This window comes from Komagataeibacter melomenusus, assembly GCF_013155395.1.
Taxonomy (GTDB): Bacteria; Pseudomonadota; Alphaproteobacteria; order Acetobacterales; family Acetobacteraceae; genus Komagataeibacter; species Komagataeibacter melomenusus.
The window spans coordinates 32,228-47,633 of sequence record NZ_JABJWC010000027.1; the positions used below are offsets into that span (position 1 = coordinate 32,228).

The following is a 15,406-nucleotide window of genomic DNA, read 5'->3' on the forward strand; positions in this document are numbered from 1 at the left end:
TTAAAAAATAACAAATATTAGGCTTATATTCCTAATTTTTTATTTGCGGGGAGAGATTTATACCACTTCCAGGCGCCATTAGGACACTCATCCCCGCCCCTGCCCGTCAGGGTAACATGCGTTGAAAAATTCGGTCACGATAAACGAACAGATGGTAAAACCCCGCAGCGCCGTGAAAGAGCGCGACGCAGAACAGTAACCATGCGTCCCAATGATGTAATCCTGAAAAAAAGGAATGCGTTCCATGCATCAGCATGGGCAAAGGCGAGTTGATCGGAACGCCAAACGCCATGACGGGCCGCCCGGTTGACCAGCGCGCCATGTAGCCGAACACGATCTCACCACCAAGCAGCATATAAAGCAGGCGGTGCACGCTGCGCGCCACGCGGTCCTGCATTGTCACGACGGGGAAGCGGATGGCCCGGCCGCCGGTCATGGCCCATACCACGCGAGTGATGAACACCGCGGCCAGCACCACGCCAAGCGAGGTATGCGTCGCCACCAGGAAAGGCCGCCACGCCGCCGTGCGGGCCATGAGATGCCAGCCCACCTGCCCCACCACGAACTGCTCGAGCACCAGAACGGCAGTCAGCCAGTGCAGCCACCGTGTCTCCCAGCTGTAATGTGCGGGCGGCGAAGAAAGCAAAGATACGGTCATCCGGTGGTCTCTGATCAAAATTACCGATAAAAAGGCCGCAGCCCGCTCTTACCCGCCATCAGTTGACGCCGGGCAGAATCGCGCTGTCTTCGCCACCAATGTTCATATTGGTATAGTTGCCATCGGTCATGCCGGGCGCGGCACTGCCGGAGGCGGAGCCGGGCATCATCATCGCGCCGCTCATCTGGTCGGATTCCGCGTTGTCATTGCGGAATTGCGGCACGCCCCCGCCAGCGCCGGTCTCGGGTGCGCTGTAGGCAGGCGGCATGTCCGCCGCGCCTTCATCCTGGCCAGCCCCGTAGCTGTCTGCGCCCGTGGCGGCACTGGCCGAATGACTGCGCGCCTCGGCCACGCCAGCCGACCCGCAGGCCAGCAACAGGCCAAACGCCGCAGCCGCCAGCCCCTTCGTGATATGACCTGTCATGTGGCTACCCTCCCTCTATGGAGCATGGACCCGTTTCCATGACCCCCTTTTAAATTGGGGCAATAACCCCATATTACCAATGTTTATCACGCATGCATGAACGGCGGGATATTCCTGCCATGCATGGAGCATGCGCGTGCCATGCAGCATGTAACACCCGCAGGGGTGCACGGTTGTCATGAAACGTAACGGGGCGCACAGTCCGCCCCGTCGTCCCCTGGCGGCTGCCGCGATGGAGAATGAAAAATGACCAGACTCGCCACCCTTCCCCTCTCAGACCTCATCGTCGTGCCTGACCTGCTCGCTGCACCGGTCGGCACCGTGATGCTCGCCTCGGAAGTCTCGCGTGATGACCAGAAGATCGTCATCCGCAGCCGCCTTGTCGGCCCCGATGGCAGCGCAACGCCGGGCCTGATCCTGATGGCGACGGATGTACGCGGCTATTTCGTGCCTGATGCAGCCTGCACCGCCTTCGTGCGCACGGCCATTGACGTCACCGCCGCCATGCCCCTGCTGCTGACCAAGATCGTGCCGGGCTTCCGCTACAAATATGACGCCGTGGTGCGCGGCGATGTGTGGCAACTCAAGGATGCGCAGGGCAAGCCGTTCACCGGCCTTGCCATTGGCTCGTCGGATGAGGAAGAAAGCAAGGTCTTCGCCTATGCCCGCATCGACGGCGGCCGGATTGGCGATATCGTGCCCGGCGAGCGCGTGGCCTATCTGGGGCTGCTTGATTTCGGGGCAGGCCCGGCCGTGCCCACGCTGGGCTGAACCCGCTTCTTCCCCCGCCTGCGCCAGACAGGCGGGGGGGGGCGGTTACGGCAGCGGGTTATGCCGCGCCGGGCTGGCTTTCAAGGCTGGCCGAATTGGGCGTGCGCGGCAGGAAGAAGCGGATGATGCGCGCCAGGTTGGGCGCAAGCTTCGGCCGCACCAGGCGCGGGTCATAGCCCGAGAAGCGGCGCGCATTCTCGATCAGGCAGATATCGATCATGTCGCGCAGCTTCACATCCACATCGGCCACTTCCTTCGTGCCGTTGACGGTGAAGTTGTTATCCTGCTCGTGCTTGTTGCCATCGGCATCGAACGTGGTGACCATGCCCAGACGCTCATAGAGCAGGAAGAACCAGACACCGAGCACGCGCGCCTCGAACCACGGGCGCTTCCACCACGGCATGGTGGCGCGGTGCCAGGCCAGCCAGTTGGCGAACAGCAGGATGTGGCGGCATTCCTCCTGCATCACCGGCTCGAACGTGTCGATCAGCGCGGGCGGGAAGAAGGCGGATTTCTGGGCAATGGCAAACAGGCCGAAGGCGAAGAAGCTGTCCACGCATTCCGAAAAGCCGGTGACCATATAGGCCCATTCCACATCGCGCGGCTCGATGTAGGGCGGCTCGGACGCCAGCGGAATGTTGTAGGCCGCCACCATCTTGGACAGCACTTCCTTGTGGCGGTTCTCCTCCCACGCATTGCGTGACAGGGCATCCTTCATGTCGGGGTCGTCGATCAGGCGGGCGTAGGCAGCCATGCGCAGGCGGGCCTTGCCTTCGGTCTGGACCGCGATGTCCCAGATCGGCAGGGAGGTGACGCGCTGCAGCGTCTCGGCATCGAGTTCGGGCCATTCGATGACGGATGGCTTGTAGGGGTTGAAGGTCTCGCGGAACATGTCCGCCACGGCCTTCTTGTGCGCAGGCGAGCCCGGCTTGAGGGGACCTGCAACCGGGCTGGACCAGTGCCGCGCATTGAAATCGGCCTTCGCCACGGCATCCGCCGTGGCGGCACCTGGATCACGGGCTTCAGGCAGGGTTGTATAAATGTCAGAAAGTGATTTCGTCATGTCGGCTCGCTGTTCGGAACGGTGTCGCGTGAATACGCCGGCCGATGAGGCGTTCATTCAAACTGCCTGACACCCTCGTTGCCGGTTCCCATATCATAAGTCCATGCAAAGTGCAGGACTGTTATCAGGACTCCGCAGAAGGGGTCTTGCCCCTCCTGCGGAACGGAACGCCAGCATTATGGGCGAGCCCTAAACGCCGCCTTGCCTTAAATCAATGCAGGTCGGAGATTTTGTCGATCACGCGTGTCACCAGGCCATAGGCGATCGCTTCATCAGCGGACATCCAGTAGTTCCGGTCGGTGTCCTTGCACACCTTCTCGTAAGGCTGGCCGGTCTCGCGGGCGAACAGGTGGTTGAGCCGCGCGCGCATCTTGACGATCTCGCGGGCCTCGATGTCGATATCCGTGGCAGGCCCGCGCACGCCGCCCATGGGCTGGTGCAGCAGGAAGCGCGTGTTGGGCAGGCAGTAGCGCCGTTCCTTGTTGCCCGCGGCAAAGATGAGCGCGCCAGCCGAGGCGACCCAGCCCGTGCCGATCATGTTCACCGGCGCCACCGAATCGACAAAGCGGATCATGTCGTGAATGGTGTCGCCACTTTCCACATGGCCGCCGGGCGAGTTGACGTACACATCGATCGGCTTGTCGGAGGCACCGGCAAGGGCAAGCAGGCGACCGGTCACGTCGCGGGCGATCTTGTCGTTGATCGGGCCGAACACCAGAACCTTGCGCTGGTCGAACAGGCGGCTTTCAAGCTCGCCAATGGGCGAGGACAGCGTGCGGTTCTTGTCGGGCTCCTCGGTTTCCGGGCCCTGGGGTTCGGGGATATCGGGATCTCTCGGGTCTTCATCATCCATGCGGATGCGGTAGTTCGGCTGCATGCCGTTCATCGGGTTCTCCCTCTTCTCCGGGACTGTCCTGGTCATGCCCTTATCCTGCGCTGCCTTGCGCCCGGTGCCAAGTCCCGAGCTTGCAATCGGGCAGAGAGGTGGCGCACGTCATGACGCAAGTGATGCAACCCCTCTCGCTAAGAACGGCATTGCAGGCTAGTTTGCCCCGGTCGTGTCGTGTGCAGGCCACAAGGGCCATGGGAGCTAGAGATTGGGAAAGCGGGTGCCATCGCCAAGTCCCGGAAGATTTTTTTTTCCGCCACCAGGCCACGTGCGTGCCGCACGGCCCGCCATGCTGGCCCTGTGCGCGGCAGCGCTTGCGGGCTGCGTGCACCATCAGGACACGGTCGATACCGTGACGCAGTGGTACCACCAGTACCAGGGCGGCGTGATCAGCCACCAGCGCCCCCCGCCGCCGGGCACCCACCAGCCCTATCCCAGGATCGGGCTCGGCCCGCGCAAGGCGCCTGAACTCCCCTCGCCCGACCTGCGCGAGGACATTACCGCCGACCTCGAGGCCCAGCACGAACTCAACGAACGCCAGGACGCGATCATGGGCACCATGCCCACGATGACGGATATTCCGCCCATCCCCTCGCGCACGCAGTTCGGCACGCAGTCCGCCTCGCTCAAGGCGGCGGACAGCCCTGACACGCCTGCCGCGCGCACGACCGCCACCACCGCAGCGGGCACTACCACATCGGCCACCACGGCGCCGAACAGCGCATCCGCCCCGCAGACCGGCCCGGACGGGAGCCCGCTCTATGGCAGCAACGGCCAGTTGCTCATGCCCGCGGTTACGGCGATGGTGAGCGAACACCCCGAGGCCATTCCCGCCAACCTGCCCCCCATTGCGGCCGAAGCCCCGGCCCTGCCCCAGGTGGGCGGCATCACCCTGCCCGACAACGCGGCGCGTGACGGGCTGGACCTGCCGAACTACCACCTTGCCAGCGCCGATGACGGACCAACGGTGCATTTCCTGCCCGGCTCGGATCACATTGCCGATGGCGAGGATGAGGTGGTGAACAACGCCGTAACGGAACGCGGCGACAATTTCGTGATCGTGAACGGCTATGGCAACGCCACCAGCGCCACGGCGGAAGGGCAGACCGCCGCCCTCAACCTCGCCATCCTGCGCACCCGCACCATCACCAGCATGCTGGTTGCGCGCGGCGTGCCCGCGTCAAAAATCGTGGTGCGCGCCCATGCCTTTGGCAATGGTGCAAGAATTGCCGTGCTGCGCTAGAGTGGCGCCCGCAGGCCCGGCACGCGGGCCTGCATGAGCTGATTCCCAACCCGGCGCGCGCATTTTCCGCCCGCCCGCAACAGAGCGTCCCATGACCGAAGAATTCCATCGTATCCGCCGCCTGCCGCCCTATGTCTTCGCTGAAGTCAACAAGGCCAAGGCCGCCGCCCGAGCGCGGGGAGAGGATATTATCGATCTCGGCATGGGCAATCCCGACACGCCCACGCCGCCGCATATCGTGCAGAAGCTGGTCGAGACCGTGTCGGACCCGCGCGCGCACCGCTACTCGGTCAGCCGGGGCATTCCGGGCCTGCGCCGGGCGCTTGCGGGGTATTACGAGCGCCGCTTCAACGTGAAGCTCGACCCCGAGACCGAGGTGATCGCGACCCTTGGCTCAAAGGAAGGGCTGGCCAACCTCGCCTCCGCCATCACCAGCCCGGGCGACACCATTCTGGTGCCCAACCCGTCCTACCCCATCCACCAGTTCGGCTTCATCATCGCGGGCGCGTCCGTGCGCTCCATCCCGGCCACGCCGGATGATGAAATGCTCGAGGCCCTTGACCGCGCGGTGCGCCATTCGGTGCCCAAGCCCACGGCGCTGATCGTCAATTTTCCATCAAACCCGACCGCGTATCTGGCCGATCTCGATTTTTATCGCAAGCTCGTGGCATTCGCCCGCAAGCACGAGATCTGGATCCTGTCCGACCTGGCCTATGCCGAGATCTATTTTGGCGACAACGTGCCCCCCTCGATCCTTGAGGTGCCGGGGGCGAAGGATATCGCGGTCGAGTTCACCTCGCTGTCCAAGACCTATTCCATGGCGGGCTGGCGCATGGGCTTTGCGGCAGGCAACCCCAGGCTGATTTCGGCGCTGACGCGCATCAAGTCCTACCTTGACTATGGCGCATTCACGCCCATCCAGGTCGCCGCCGTGGCGGCGCTGAGCGGCCCGCAGGACTGCGTTGCCGAAATTCGCGACATCTATCGCAAGCGCCGCGACGTGCTGATCCAGGGCCTGCATGCAGCCGGGTGGGACGTACCCTCGCCCGAGGGCTCGATGTTCGCCTGGGCGCCGATTCCCGAGCGGTTCCGCGACCTTGGCAGCGTCGGCTTCTCCAAGCTGCTGCTCAGGGAAGCAGGCGTTGCGGTGGCACCCGGCCTTGGCTTTGGCGAGCATGGCGAGGGTTTCGTGCGCATCGGCCTGGTGGAGAACACCCAGCGCCTGCGGCAGGCCTGCCGCTCGATCCGCCATTTCATGACGGAACATGGCGGCATTGCCCCCACCAGCCAGCAGGCTGCCCCCCTGCCTGAAGAACAGCCCGCCCATTCATGACGGCCCATTCGGTTGACGGAAAACAGATGACTTCTAAACCTTCTTCTTCGCCCGCACCCAGACCGCCCCTGCGCATCGGCATTGCAGGGCTGGGCACGGTTGGCGCTGGCGTTATGAAACTGCTGCGCGAGAACGCGGCCCTGATCCGCGCCCGCGCCGGCCGCGAACTGGTGGTGACCGCCGTAAGCGCGCGCGACCGCACGCGTGATCGTGGCATCGACCTGTCTGGCGTGGCCTGGTGCGACACGCCCGAGGCACTGGCCACCCACCCCGATGTGGACGTGGTGGCCGAACTGATAGGCGGCGCCGAAGGCGCTGCCCGCCTGACCGTGACCCGCGCGCTGGAAAACCGCCGGCCGGTCGTGACCGCCAACAAGGCGCTGATCGCCATCCACGGCGCGGAGCTGGCCTGCACGGCGCAGGCGGCGGGCGTGCCGCTGATGTTCGAGGCGGCGGTAGCGGGCGGCATTCCCGCCATCAAGACCGTGCGCGAAGGGCTGGCGGCGGACCGCATCCTCAAGATCGGCGGCATCCTCAACGGCACGTGCAACTACATCCTGAGCGTGATGCACGAGACCGGCCGCGACTTTGCCGAGATCCTGGCCGATGCCCAGAAGCTGGGCTATGCCGAGGCCGATCCCTCCACCGATGTCGATGGCATCGACACCGCCCACAAGCTGGCCATCCTGGCGGGGCTGGCCTTCGGGCGGCCGGTGGTGTTCGCCTCCGTCTATATCGAGGGCATCCGCCGCATTGGCGCGCTTGACCTGCAGTTCGCGCGCAAGATGGGCTACCGCATCAAGCTGCTGGGCATTGCCCGCCAGCATGAAAACGGCATCGAGGCCCGCGTGCATCCGTGCCTCGTGCCGCAGGATGCCTCGATTGCGCAGGTCAATGGCGTGTTCAACGCCGTGGTGGCCGAAGGCGCCTTTGTCGGCCGCCTGATGCTTGAAGGCCGGGGCGCGGGCGAAGGACCGACGGCCACCGCCGTATGCGCCGACCTGATCGACATCGCGCGCGGGGCCGCCATTCCCGTATGGGGCTGCGATGCCGATAGCCTGACGCAGGCCGTGGCCCTGCCGGCCAAGTCGTTCATGGGCGAATACTACCTGCGCCTGAACGTGGAAGACCGCCCCGGCGTGATTGCCGACATCACCGCCGTACTGCGTGACAATGGCGTCTCGCTGCGCAGCATGCTCCAGCATGCCGATGCGCATGAAACCCGCCCTGACGGCACCCATGCCGTGCCGCTGGTGCTGCTGACCCACAAGACCAACGAAGCAGCCATGCAGCACGCCCTGCACCACATTGCCGAACTAAGCGCCGTGCTGGACGAGCCCGCCCTGATCCGCATCGACGCGGGCTAGGAACGGCGCGGGTGGGCTTTGAGCCCATCCGCCCCCCCCGTCGCTGATCCCGGCCCCCAGCACAAGGACCCGCCCGTGCCTGTTACCGACCTGACACATCCCGCCCCTGCCGCGCAACGGGTAGAGGACGGAGCCGTTCCCGCCGTGCTCGGGGTAACCCACAGCGTGACAGGGCGGCGATGGACATGGCGCGCGGGCAGCCAGGCCAGCCATGTCGACCGCATGGGCATGGCCATTGCCCAGCAGACCGGCCTGCCCGAGATCGTGGCCCGCATGCTCGCTCTCCGCCATATCAGCCCGGAGCAGGTGGAGAGCTACCTCAGGCCCGTCATGGGCCAGATGCTGCCCGACCCCTCGACGCTGGTGGACATGGACGTGACCGCCGAACGGATGGCGCGCGCCATCCGCAATGGCGAGACCATCGGCCTGTTTGGCGATTATGACGTGGATGGCGCGTGCTCCACAGCGCTCCTGACCGCTTTCCTGCGCGGACAGGGCTGCACGGTGCTCACCCACATCCCCGACCGCATGACGGAAGGCTACGGCCCCAACATCCCCGCCATCGAGGCCATGCAGGCGCAGGGGGCAAGCCTGGTCATCTGCCTCGACTGCGGCACGGCGGCGGTCGATGTACTCGAACATGTCAGCCAGGGCTGCGATGTGATCGTGCTCGACCACCACCAGGTGCAGGGCACGCTGCCCCGCGTGGTGGCCACGGTCAACCCCAACCGGGCGGACTGCCCCTCCGGCCTGCGCCATATCTGCGCGGCGGCGGTGACCTTCCTGGCGGCAGGCGCCACCACGCGCCTGCTGCGCCGCGAAGGGTGGTTTGACACCCATCCCGACCCGCAGCTCAAGCACAGCCTCGACCTGGTGGCCCTGGCCACCGTATGCGACGTGATGCCGCTGACCGGGCTGAACCGCGCCTTCGTGATTCATGGGCTGAACATCATGGCGCAGCGCGGGCGCACGGGGCTGGCCGCCCTGCTTGAGGCCGCGGGCGCGCGTGATCCGCTCTCGGCCTTTACCTGCGGGTTTGCGCTTGGCCCACGCATCAATGCCGGGGGGCGGATTGCCGATTCCGGGCTGGGGCTGCGGCTGCTGCTGTCAGACAACGCGGCCGAGGCGCAGGCGCTGGCCGACAAGCTCAATACCGTCAACCACAACCGCCAGAGCGTGGAAGCCGGCATTCTGGACCGCGCCATGGAACTGGCCGCCGCCCAGCGCGCGCAGGGCCACGGCGTGCTGGTGCTGAGCGGGCGCGACTGGCACCCCGGCGTGGTGGGCATCGTGGCCGGGCGCATAAAGGAAAAATTCAACCGCCCCGTGCTGGTGGGCGCGGAACTTGATGATGGCAGCGTCAAGGGTTCGGCCCGCTCCGTGCCGGGGCAGGACCTGGGCGGCGCCATCATTGCCGCGCGGCAGGCGGGGCTGCTCACCTCGGGCGGTGGCCACGCCATGGCGGCAGGCTTTGGGCTGCCTGCCGAAGGCGTGCCCGCGCTGCACGACTTTCTTGACCGCTACCTGGCCTCCGCCGCCGACCTGCCCGATGCGGTGGACCTGACCATCGACGCCGTGGTGAACGTGGCCGCCGCTGACGTAGCCCTTGCAACCGAGATGGACCGCCTCGCCCCCTTTGGCCCGGGCAATGACGAACCGCTCATCGCCCTGCCCCGGGTGCGCGTGGCCTATGCCGAGCGGATCGGGCGCGAGGGCAATACCCTGCGCCTCACACTTCAGGGCGAAGGCCGGGGCCCACGGCTCAAGGCACTGGTGTTCCGCGCCAATGAAAGTGCCATCGCCCCGGTACTGGAAGACCGCGACACGCCCCCGCTGCACCTTGCAGGCTGGCTGCGGGCCGAGAGCTGGAACGGGCGGACATCAGCCACGTTCTTCATCCGCGACGTGGCGATCGCTCAATAATTTCAGCCTTTTTTGCATCAGGGGGTTGACCCGCCCCCCGTAGCGGGATACTTACCGCTCACGCCTTTAGTCCCGTTCGTCTAGAGGCCTAGGACACCGCCCTTTCACGGCGGCAACACGGGTTCGAATCCCGTACGGGACGCCAGCTACTTGACCGCAGCAACCTGCGCGTATTGCTGAACACAGGCTCTTCTCCTCATTGACCAGATTGTCCGCCATTTCCATGGTAGATGGTTTTCCGTCACGCCCGGTAATCATCAAAAATTCCTGGTGAAGCTTTTTTCAAAAAGCTTAAGAAAATGCTGCCTTTTCAAAATAAAGGCATTCCTCAAGAGCTTTGACTTTCCTCCCCGTTCACGCCCCGCCCGCATGGCTGGCAGGCCCTGCACCACCTTTCCACCATCATGGCGAAGTATGGCATACTGCCGCGCCACCGAGGGAGGTCACAGGCTTATGGAACCGTGGAATTCATTCACGCTGTTTGGAAAATCCGGCACGCTCTACCAGTTTCATCGCGTGCCCTCGCCCCTACCGGACCAGGCTGGCGTGTTCCTGCTCACCACTGTCATGGGGTCAACGGCCAAGGGCGGGTCGTGGCAGTTTCTCGAACCCGAGATCGGCACGGTCACCTCCCTTTCGCGCCAGTGGGAGAGCGTAGTCAGCCCCGCGCGCGAGGCGAAAGCGGAAAGCGATGACGTTCTGGTCTGCTTTCCCGAAAGTGGCGACGTGCAGGACGCCTTTGCCGACCTGATTGAAGGGGGCGCGACCCGCCTGCCTGCCCAGGCCGCCTGACCGGCACGGACGTGAATGGACGCAGGCGCCCCTGATGGGCAACACTGCGCCATTGCCCGTGCCCGATGGAGAGGTATGCATGCCCCGTGTCCGCCCTGCCCTGATGGCCGTTCTGGCCAGCCTGCCCGCCCTGTGCGGCACCGCCCGTGCCGAAACGGCAAGACCCGTGCTGCTGCGCCATGCCACCGTCATTGACGGCACGGGGCAGCCGGCACGGACCGATACGGATATCCTGATCGAAAACGGGCATATCACCGCCACGGGGCATGGCCTGAAGCTACCCGCCCATGCCCGCGTGCTTGACCTGTCCGGGCTGAGCGTGCTGCCGGGCCTGATTTCAGACCACAGCCATGTGGGCCAGGTCGGGGGCATCCATAACGGGGCGGAAAACTATACCCGCGCCAACATCCTTGCCGAACTCGCGCAGTATGAACATTACGGCGTAACAACGGTGGTCGCACTCGGGCTGAACCGCTCCCCGCTATTTGATGACCTGCGCCGCGAGCAGCATGCGGCCCTCAACCCGGGTGCTGACCTGTTTGGCGTGGATCAGGGCATTGGCGCGCCCGATGGCGTGCCGCCCGAAAGTATGTTCCATATCGGCCCCGATCAGGTCTTTCGCCCGACCACGCCTGCCGAGACGCGCGCCGCCGTCGATCGCATGGTTGATGAAGGCACGGACCTGATCAAGCTGTGGGTGGATGATTTCCGCAACGGTGTGCCCGGCGCCCGCCCCCTGCCCAAGATGCGGCCTGCGATCTACCGCGCCGCCATTGCGCAGGCGCATGCGCGGGGCAAGCGGATCGCGGCCCATATTCATGACCTGGCCGATGCCCGCGCGCTGGTGGCCGCGGGCGTGGATATTCTGGCCCACGGCGTGCGCGACCGGCCCATAGACACAACCCTGCTCAACGCCATGCGCACGCAGGGCACGGGCTATATCGCCACGCTCTCGCTTGACGAGGCCGGTTACATCTTTGCCGAGCACCCCGAATGGCTGGATGACCCCTTCCTGTCCTTCGGCCTCTCGCCCGCGCTGCGCCAGCAATTTGCCGACCCCGCCTGGCGGGCCAGAACGCTGGCCGCCCCCCTGAGTGCCGCCGCCCACCGGGCGCTGGCCATGAACATGCAGAACCTGATGGCGGTGTACCGTGCGGGCATCCCCACAGGCTTCGGCACGGATTCAGGGGCCACGCCGGTGCGCATTCCCGGCTTTGCGGAACATCGGGAAGTGCGCCTGTCCATCATGGCCGGGCTGACGCCGCTGCAGGCCATTACGCTGGCCACGGGCGATGCCGCACGCCTCATGCACCTGACCGACCGGGGCACCATAGCGCCCGGCCAGTGGGCCGACCTGCTGGTGGTGCAGGGCAACCCCACGGTGGAGCCTGCCGCGCTGGACCGGATCCGCCAGGTCTGGCACCGTGGCCAGCCGGTGCCCGGCCCGCTGCCCGGTCAGCCCGCCCCCCGGAAATGACAGGAACCCGCTTCATGCCCGCACGCAAAACCGCCCTGTGCCTGAGCCTGCTCCTGCTGGGCGGCCTGGGAGCGTGCGCAGGACCTCAGGGCCCGCAGCTTTCGGGACCGGATGGCCCGATGATTGCGAATAATGACTGGAATGAACATAATTACGGCATGGGGTATTATTCAGGCCCCTATAATGATGGTTTCGAGGCCGAAGGACTGGACGGCGGGCCGCCCGATTACATGGGGGATGCGTTCTTTACCGGCCCGTGAAATTTCCGGGGACTACGTTTTTTCGAAGCTTTTCCCCAAAAAGCTTCACCCAGCGCCGCAATACTGAAAGCCCCAAAAAACATCCCTGCCCCGCCGCCATCAGCAACGGGTGGAAAACCGGTCCCACGGCGTAATGCGCGTGACCGGCAGTTCCACCGGGCGGGCAAAGACCTCGGCGTGCAGAAAAGCCAGTTCGGCTTCCACCTCCGCCTCGGGCAGCGAGATGGACCACGCGCGCGGGTTGCCATCCGTGCCGTCATTCCACCGGTAGCCGCGCTGGCGCAACTGGTCCTTGAACTCATAGGGCGCATTTTCCGCCCAGATGCGACAGCGGACCTGCCGGGCATTTTCCAGCAGCGCGGCAAGGGCAGGCTGCCCTGATACCGGCAGCACCCGGTCGAGGATGGCAATGCCGGCCTGGCAGTCATCCACCGCACGATGCCCGTCAAACCAGAACCCCGCCTGCATGCCCAGATAGGACAGCTTGCGCCCCTCAAAGCCTTCCGCCGCCCAGTCCACATCCTTCATGGAGCACGCCCAGGGCTTGGTGGTGAAGGCGGGGGTGAAACGCTCGGCAAACTTGCGGTCAAAATCTGCATTATGTGCGATAATAAGTGAAGCAGGCGCCACGAAACTGGCCACCTCCTCAGGCGTGACCGACTGGCCCGCCACCATGGCCGGGGTGATGCCGGTCAACGCGGTGATCTGTGGCGGAATGGGGCGCGTGGGCTCACGCAGGCGGCTGAACGGCTCCAGGCTGCCCAGAATCCGCCCGTCCAGCGTGTACACAAAGGGCACGATGCCAAATTCGATGATCTCGTCCTTCACCGCACTCAACCCGGTGGTCTCAAGGTCAAGGAACATGCCCAGCCGCGTTCCGGCCTCGGGCGGGTACTCCGCCAGCACACGCGGCGCGAGCGGGCGGAGCACGCGGTAGCGGCCCGTTCCTTCCAGCGTGGTGGCCATGTGTTCCATCTGGTCTGGGGTCAGTTCTGTCATGGGGTCTCCTGCCGGCGGGATGCATGGATATGCGACGGGCGCACGCCCTCTCTACCACGCAGGGCGTTGCCCCGCCGGGACGCATGCCATATTACAAAGTTTGTCAGGCTGGTCTGATCTGCCCTGGCTCCACACCACACGCGCAGGCAGGACACGCCATGGCACAGGACGCCGGGCCACAGACACCCCCACGCCCCAGCCCCCCGGCAGGCAGGCCACCCCCTTTCCACAAACTGGAAGACCGCGGGCACGATACGATCGTGCGCGTGGGGCAGGTGGACCGCATCTGGTCCGATTTCTATCACCATGCCCTTACGGCACCGTGGCGCACGTTCTTTTACGGCGCGCTGCTGGTTTATGTGGGGGCCAATCTGCTTTTCGCGCTGCTGTACATGGCCGACAGCCAGGGCGTTAAGGGGGCTGACCCGCACAGCTTCGCTGATTTCTTCTTCTTCAGCGTGCAGACCCTCTCCACCGTGGGCTATGGCGGCATGGTGCCTGTCAGCCGCACCGCCAACATGATCGCCACGGTGGAAGTACTGGCGGGCATGATGATCAACGCCCTGGCGACGGGCCTCATCTTTGCGCGCTTTTCACGCCCGCGCGCGCGGGTCATGTTCAGCGACAAGGCGCTGATCCTGTCTGAAGGCGGGCACCTTCACCTTGATATCCGCCTGGCCAACTGCCGCCGCAGCCCCATCCTGTCGGTGGATGTGGAGTTTGCGCTTGCCCGCCTTATCCACACGCCATCGGGCCGGGTAGTGCGGCAGTTCGACCCGCTCACGCTCCAGCAGTCGCATGTGCCGGTGCTGCGCTTTGCGTGCACGCCCACCCATGTCATTGATGCCAGCAGCCCCCTTTATGGCCTGACCGAACATGACCTGGCCGCAGAGGAGGCGGAAATCATCGTCAGCCTGACCGGAACCGACGAGGCCTCGGGCCAGACCGTTTTTGCGCGTTCCGCTTACGGATTTGACCGCATGCTGTATAATCACCGCTTCGTCGATATCATCAACGCCGGGCCGGATGGGCGGATCACCGTTGACTACACCCGCTTTGACCAGACCGAATCCCCCCTCGATGAAAGCGCCGAGGTGGCGGAATACCTGGCTGACCAGCCGGACTGACCCGCACACGGCACCAGCACGGCTTGCCCGCGCAGGCGTGGTGCTGCTTGCCCTTGCGGGCGGCACACCCGCCCATGCCGCACGGCACGCGCCCCCGCCCTCCGCGCCACCCGCGCTGCGCTATGGCCTGCCCGCCGCGTGCCTGACCCATGTCATCGCGGCGCCGCTGCTGACCAATAGCGGCAGCCCGATCATTCCCGCCACGTTCAATGACATGGCCGGACTGGCCTATGTCAGCGTAACGCAGGATGAGGTGGGCGTTTACGCGCCAACCCCCGCCGCCTTTCCCGTGCTGTCGGCCATCAGCATCCAGACCATCGCAGGCGTGGACACCACCTACACCACGGTTCTGCACGAACTGCGCATTACCAATGGCCGCGCCGGTGACGTGCCCGCCCTGCTTGAAGGCACGGTCCAGCCCCGCCTCAATGACCAGCCGGTGCTTGGCGTGATCGGCTACGACATACTGGGCAATTATGATGTGCTGTTTGATTTCCCCGCCCGCGTCATGGTGCTGTTCCTTGCCAGCACGGCAGCCGGCTGCCCGCCCCTGCAGGACTGGCTCGGGCCGGACAGCATGGCCCTGCCCCTGCAGCCCGACCGCCTCGGCCACCTGACCGGCATCAGCATGCAGGCAGGCACGCGGAGCACGCGCATGGAGATCGAACCGGGGGCGGACATGTCCTCGCTCTCGCGCAAGGATGCCAGGGCGCTGGGCCTGACCCCTGCCATCCTGCACGACGACATTCACGTACGGACCAATGCCGGCAAGATCCTGAACGGACGCAGGCACCATTTTGACAACATCGCCATTGGCGCATGGCATGACCTGCCACTGGACGTGAATGTGGAAAAAACCAGCTACAGCGTGCTGGGCATGAACTTCCTGCGGCGCAGGCGCGTGCTCATGGCCTTTCCGCAGGGCATGATGTACATGACCCCCCAGGCTGACATGCCCAACGACCACGGCCAGGCCGCCCACGGCATGCTCACGACCCGAACGGCCATTGCCCGCCTGATTGATGCGCCGCCCACCCCACCCGCGCCAGGCGAGCCGATGCAGGCCACGCCCGATCAAGC

Annotated in this window: 15 protein-coding genes and 1 tRNA gene; 11 read left to right on the top strand and 5 right to left on the bottom strand. The window is 65.2% G+C overall.

Annotation, left to right across the window (positions count from 1 at the left end):
• Positions 1-106 precede the first annotated feature (106 nt).
• Both HNW77_RS11065 and HNW77_RS11070 read right to left on the bottom strand, forming a co-directional pair.
• Positions 107-658, bottom strand: coding sequence for a cytochrome b (locus HNW77_RS11065; protein WP_172157653.1), 552 nt, complete (start codon positions 656-658; stop codon positions 107-109).
• Between the two features lie 58 nt (positions 659-716).
• Entirely contained in the window at positions 717-1,082 is a 366-nt protein-coding gene (locus HNW77_RS11070; protein WP_172157655.1) for a hypothetical protein, read from the bottom strand.
• A 246-nt stretch (positions 1,083-1,328) separates the two neighbouring features.
• Here HNW77_RS11070 and HNW77_RS11075 point away from each other — a divergent pair, with 246 nt between their 5' ends.
• Complete coding sequence (locus HNW77_RS11075; RefSeq protein WP_172157657.1) at positions 1,329-1,853, top strand: hypothetical protein; 525 nt, start codon at positions 1,329-1,331, stop codon at positions 1,851-1,853.
• A 58-nt stretch (positions 1,854-1,911) separates the two neighbouring features.
• Here HNW77_RS11075 and HNW77_RS11080 read toward each other — a convergent pair whose 3' ends face one another.
• Together HNW77_RS11080 and HNW77_RS11085 are read right to left on the bottom strand one after the other, a co-directional pair.
• The gene (locus tag HNW77_RS11080) at positions 1,912-2,916 is read right to left on the bottom strand and encodes a ferritin-like domain-containing protein (RefSeq protein WP_172157659.1); all 1,005 of its coding nucleotides are present in this window, start codon (positions 2,914-2,916) and stop codon (positions 1,912-1,914) included.
• A 211-nt stretch (positions 2,917-3,127) separates the two neighbouring features.
• Positions 3,128-3,802, bottom strand: a complete 675-nt coding sequence (locus HNW77_RS11085; RefSeq protein WP_172157682.1) for an ATP-dependent Clp protease proteolytic subunit — start codon at positions 3,800-3,802, stop codon at positions 3,128-3,130.
• Between the two features lie 211 nt (positions 3,803-4,013).
• Here HNW77_RS11085 and HNW77_RS11090 point away from each other — a divergent pair, with 211 nt between their 5' ends.
• The 8 genes from HNW77_RS11090 to HNW77_RS11125 all read left to right on the top strand — a co-directional run bounded on the left by HNW77_RS11090 (position 4,014) and on the right by HNW77_RS11125 (position 12,200).
• A complete protein-coding gene (locus HNW77_RS11090) occupies positions 4,014-5,048 on the top strand; it encodes a hypothetical protein (protein WP_172157661.1) in 1,035 nt (344 codons plus the stop codon).
• 91 nt (positions 5,049-5,139) lie between these two features.
• On the top strand, positions 5,140-6,381 hold the full coding sequence (locus tag HNW77_RS11095; protein ID WP_172157662.1) for an LL-diaminopimelate aminotransferase: 1,242 nt from the start codon (positions 5,140-5,142) through the stop codon (positions 6,379-6,381).
• 26 nt (positions 6,382-6,407) lie between these two features.
• Positions 6,408-7,748, top strand: coding sequence for a homoserine dehydrogenase (locus tag HNW77_RS11100; protein ID WP_172157663.1), 1,341 nt, complete (start codon positions 6,408-6,410; stop codon positions 7,746-7,748).
• A 222-nt stretch (positions 7,749-7,970) separates the two neighbouring features.
• Positions 7,971-9,671 (top strand): single-stranded-DNA-specific exonuclease RecJ, encoded by a 1,701-nt coding sequence (recJ, locus tag HNW77_RS11105; protein WP_241694420.1) that lies wholly within the window; start codon positions 7,971-7,973, stop codon positions 9,669-9,671.
• 69 nt (positions 9,672-9,740) lie between these two features.
• Positions 9,741-9,816 (top strand) — tRNA-Glu (locus HNW77_RS11110).
• A gap of 308 nt (positions 9,817-10,124) precedes the next feature.
• A complete protein-coding gene (locus tag HNW77_RS11115) occupies positions 10,125-10,463 on the top strand; it encodes a hypothetical protein (RefSeq protein ID WP_172157664.1) in 339 nt (112 codons plus the stop codon).
• Positions 10,464-10,542: 79 nt separating this feature from the next.
• A complete protein-coding gene (locus tag HNW77_RS11120) occupies positions 10,543-11,940 on the top strand; it encodes an amidohydrolase family protein (protein ID WP_172157665.1) in 1,398 nt (465 codons plus the stop codon).
• Between the two features lie 14 nt (positions 11,941-11,954).
• On the top strand, positions 11,955-12,200 hold the full coding sequence (locus HNW77_RS11125; protein WP_241694417.1) for a hypothetical protein: 246 nt from the start codon (positions 11,955-11,957) through the stop codon (positions 12,198-12,200).
• A 99-nt stretch (positions 12,201-12,299) separates the two neighbouring features.
• Here HNW77_RS11125 and HNW77_RS11130 read toward each other — a convergent pair whose 3' ends face one another.
• Positions 12,300-13,199 carry a 3'-5' exonuclease gene (locus HNW77_RS11130; protein WP_172157667.1) on the bottom strand — a complete coding sequence of 300 codons (900 nt, stop codon included), beginning with the start codon at positions 13,197-13,199 and terminating at the stop codon, positions 12,300-12,302.
• Positions 13,200-13,357: 158 nt separating this feature from the next.
• Here HNW77_RS11130 and HNW77_RS11135 point away from each other — a divergent pair, with 158 nt between their 5' ends.
• Positions 13,358-14,326, top strand: a complete 969-nt coding sequence (locus HNW77_RS11135; protein WP_172157668.1) for an ion channel — start codon at positions 13,358-13,360, stop codon at positions 14,324-14,326.
• The coding region (locus HNW77_RS11140; protein WP_172157669.1) for a retropepsin-like aspartic protease at positions 14,280-15,406 on the top strand (1,127 nt) is incomplete at its 3' end. The genes HNW77_RS11135 and HNW77_RS11140, both read left to right, overlap by 47 nt.